This is a genomic window from Deinococcus sp. (assembly GCF_025362455.1).
Classification (GTDB): domain Bacteria; phylum Deinococcota; class Deinococci; order Deinococcales; family Deinococcaceae; genus Deinococcus.
The window spans coordinates 1-3958 of record NZ_JANYGJ010000189.1 but is presented as its reverse complement, the minus strand read 5'-3'; the positions used below and the strand labels follow the sequence as shown (position 1 = coordinate 3958).

Below are 3958 nucleotides of genomic sequence, written 5' to 3'. Positions count from 1 at the left end.
CGTGGCCTGATCGGGAAACGTGGCCTGATCGGGAAACGTGGCGTGATCGGGGAACGAGGTCACAGGTAAATCTCACCCGACTGGCCCCGGCCTTGCCTGGGCGTACCCTTCAGTCTCAGGGTGAGGCCAAGGTTGCCTTCAGATTTCGTTGATCCGCGCTGCACTGCTGTGTCGGAGCCGCGCTGCCGTGTCGGATGCGTCTTTTGCTCTCCTTTAGAATGAATTTTCCAAGCCTTGATTCTGTGTCGGCTCTCCGGTTCTGACGGAGGGGACGCACTATGTTCTGCTCGTTACAGGTCTGCGCGACTGCGCCTGCGTTTTACCAGCACTCACCCCGTATTCCACTCACCCCGGATTCAAGGAGCCCACCGTGTCTGATCCTCGCCGCATCGCTGTCTCCCCGACCAGCCCACCAGGGACTCAGACACCACTGATTCACAACCCACTGATCGTCGTCGCTCATCTGCGCTGGGATTTCGTGTTTCAGCGCCCCCAGCACCTGATGACGCGGGCGGCCAAAACCCGCCAGGTCTTCTACGTCGAGGAGCCCATCTTTGGCGACCATGCTGACCAGATGGTCTGCCGACAGGAGCCCTGCGGAGTGGTCGTCTGCACGCCCCACATTGGTGCTGGCGACGGTCCGCTGCGCTCCCAGGCCCGCACGGCGGCGTTGCTGGAAGGTCTGATCGCCGAGCACGGCCTCCAGAGCTACGACCTGTGGATGTATACCCCGATGGAGTGGCCCATCACCGTCAACCTGCGCCCCCGCGTCACCATCTACGACTGCATGGACGAGCTGGCCAATTTCAAGGGTGCCCCACCTGAACTGCGTGAGCGCGAGAACAGCTTATTCGATCACGCCGAGCTGGTCTTTACCGGCGGTCACCGGCTCTACGAGGCCAAGCGCCAGCGCCACAGTGCGGTGTATCCGTTTCCGTCGAGCGTGGACGCCGCCCATTTCGCTCAGGCCCGGCAGCAGCCCGCCGACCCGGCTGACCAGTCGGCGCTGCCTAGGCCCCGGCTGGGCTTTTTCGGCGTCATCGACGAGCGCTTCGACACCGAGCTGATCGCCCAGCTCGCCGCCCGGCGCCCGGAGTGGCAGATCGTGCTGATCGGACCGGTGGTCAAGATCGACCCCGCCGAGTTGCCCCGCGCCGAGAACCTGCACTACCTGGGCATCAAGTCGTATACCGAGCTGCCCGCCTACCTGGCGCACTGGGACGTGGCGATGCTGCCGTTCGCCCGCAACGCGGCCACCGAGTTCATCAGCCCGACCAAGACCCCGGAATACCTGGCGGCGGGCGTCCCGGTGGTGTCCACCGGCATCCGCGACGTGGTGCGCCCCTACGGTGAGCAGGATCTGGTCCGCATCGCCGACGGCTTGGACGCCTTCGAGGCCGCCTGTGCCCAGACGCTGGCCGAGGCGGGCAGCCCCAGCGCCCAGGCCCGCGCCGAGCGTGCCGACGCCTACATTTCGGGCCTGTCGTGGGACCACACCTGGCACCAGATGCACCTGCTGATCGAGGCCGCCGCCCACCAGGACGAGGCCGACACCACCGGGCGGGTGGCCGCCGATGACTGAGCAACCTTCGGTCCAACTCTCTGCAACGCTCACTTCAGCCTTCGACTACCTGATCGTCGGCGCGGGTTTCGCGGGCAGCGTGCTCGCCGAGAGACTGGCCAGCAGCGGCAAGCGCGTGCTGATCGTGGACAAACGCCCTCATATCGGCGGCAACGCCTACGACCGCTACGACGACGCGGGCATTCTGATTCATCCCTACGGCCCGCACATCTTCCACACCAACAGCAAGGACGTGTTCGAGTACCTGTCACGTTTCACCGACTGGCGCCCCTACCAGCACCGGGTACTCGCCAGCGTGGACGGTCAGGAACTGCCGATTCCCATCAACCTCGATACCGTCAACAAGCTCTACGGGCTCAATCTGACCAGCTTTCAGGTCGAGGAATTCTTCGCCTCGGTGGCTGAAAAGGTCGAGCAGGTCAGGACCAGTGAGGACGTGGTAGTGGGCAAGGTCGGGCGCGACCTGTACAACAAGTTCTTCCGGGGCTACACCCGCAAGCAGTGGGGCCTGGACCCTTCGGAACTCGACGCCAGCGTGACGGCCCGCGTGCCGACCCGCACCAACCGCGACGACCGATATTTTGCCGACACCTACCAGGTCATGCCGCTGCACGGCTACACCCGCATGTTCGGGGCGATGCTGGCGCATCCCAACATCAAGGTGATGACCAACACCGACTACCGCGAGATTCAGGATCTGCTGCCCTGGACGCACATGATCTACACCGGCCCGGTAGACGCCTTCTTTGACTTCCGGCACGGCAAGCTGCCCTACCGCAGCCTGGAGTTTCGCCACGAGACGCACGCCACCGAGCAGTTTCAGGCGGTGGGCACGGTCAATTACCCCAACGATTACGGCTACACCCGCATCAGCGAATTCAAGTACATCACCGGCCAGCAGCATCCCCAGACCTCGGTGGTCTATGAGTATCCCCAGGCCGAGGGTGACCCCTATTACCCGGTGCCGCAACCGGCCAACGCCGAGCTGTACAAAAAGTACGAGGCCGAGGCCCAGGCCCAGCCGGACGTGACCTTTGTGGGCCGGTTGGCGACCTACAAGTACTACAACATGGATCAGGTCGTGGCGCAGGCGCTGAGCGCGTTCAAGAAGTTGCAGGCGGCGGAACTGGCCGAACCCGAAGTAGCCGTGATCTGAACAGTGTGGACAGACCGCGCCGCAGAACGCTTTTCTATGGGCTTGTGCGGCGCTCTGCTTTGCCACGTCAGCTTGGCGATATCGAGGGCTTCATCAAGGTCGTCAGCGACGCGCAGTCCGGGCACCTGCTGGGCGCTACACTGCTGTGCGCGGGCGGCGCCGAGCTGATCCACCGCTCTATCGACCTCTTGAACGCCCACGCGCCCGCCGCCGTCATCAAGAACGCCGTGCATATTCACCCCACGCTGGCCGAGGCGGTCCAGGGCGCCGTGACCAAGCTGGGCTAGACTTACACAGACCTGAAGCGCTGATAGGCGGCGGCTCAAGGCTCACCCAAGGTCGGTGCGTCCGGCTCAGGCTTGACGCTGCCTCCAGCATCGGCGCAAGCTGGGGGCACGCCCGGCCCGGCGTCCAGCTTAGCCTGATTTCGCCTCTCCCCGAACGAGGTTTCCCCACTTGAGTGCTCCAACCCACACTGGCCGGGGCATGTTGCCCGCCCTGGCGCGTCTGCCTGCCTTCTGGCCGCTGGCCCTCTCGGTGTTCTGCCTGGGTTTCGGCTCGTCAATCAGCATGCCGTTCATGGCGCTGTTCGGGGTCAACTTCATCGGGATGACGCCGCTCAGGCTGGGCCTGTTCCTGAGCCTGACGGCCATCAGCGGCGTGCTCATCAGCACCCGCCTGGCCCGCCTCTCGGACCGGTTGCACTGCCGTTCATTACGGAGTCGCTTGCCCCTGGTGCTGGCGTGCCTGGGCGCGGGTATTCTCTCTGCGCTGAGCTACAGTCTGCTGCCCCAGGGCGCTTACCTGGGGGCGCTGCTGATCGGGGCGCTGCTCCAGGGCGTCAGCGCGGCGGCCTTTCCGCAACTGTTCGCCTTCTCGCGCCAAAGCCTCGCCGCCGCGCCCGGTGTCGTCTCTGCCGGTGATCTGCCCGAACGCGCTCTGACGGTGCTGCGGTCCGTGTTTTCACTGGCCTGGGTGGTCGGGCCGGGGCTGGGCGCACTGGCTCTGAGCGCCTGGGGTTTTCAGGGGGCGTTCCGGCTGGCGGCGGGCTGCTGGCTGTTGGCGACGGTGCCCCTAATTGGGTCGCTGGTCGGGTCATTGCTGATGAGGCGGCACTCGGAGCGCCCCAGCGGCTCGCAGACGATTCAGCCCCCAACCATTCAGCCCCCAACCATTCAGGTCGAGCAGACGCTGCCCGTCCCGCCGCCGCGCCCGGCCCG

3 protein-coding genes and 1 pseudogene are annotated in these 3958 nt (G+C 65.2%); all 4 read left to right on the top strand.

What is annotated here, in order from left to right; all coding sequences use genetic code 11:
* Positions 1 to 502: 502 nt before the first annotated feature.
* A complete protein-coding gene (locus Q0R23_RS13890; protein ID WP_366520438.1) occupies positions 503 to 1582 on the top strand; it encodes a glycosyltransferase in 1080 nt (359 codons plus the stop codon).
* The gene (gene glf / locus Q0R23_RS13885) at positions 1575 to 2738 is read left to right on the top strand and encodes a UDP-galactopyranose mutase (protein ID WP_293913918.1); all 1164 of its coding nucleotides are present in this window, start codon (positions 1575 to 1577) and stop codon (positions 2736 to 2738) included. Before Q0R23_RS13890 ends, glf begins: the two co-directional genes overlap by 8 nt.
* Positions 2739 to 2797: 59 nt before the next feature.
* The gene (locus Q0R23_RS13880; RefSeq protein ID WP_293913917.1) at positions 2798 to 3025 is read left to right on the top strand and encodes a hypothetical protein; all 228 of its coding nucleotides are present in this window, start codon (positions 2798 to 2800) and stop codon (positions 3023 to 3025) included.
* A 199-nt stretch (positions 3026 to 3224) separates the two neighbouring features.
* Positions 3225 to 3958 (top strand): annotated as a pseudogene (locus tag Q0R23_RS13875) (hypothetical protein); the annotation flags it as partial.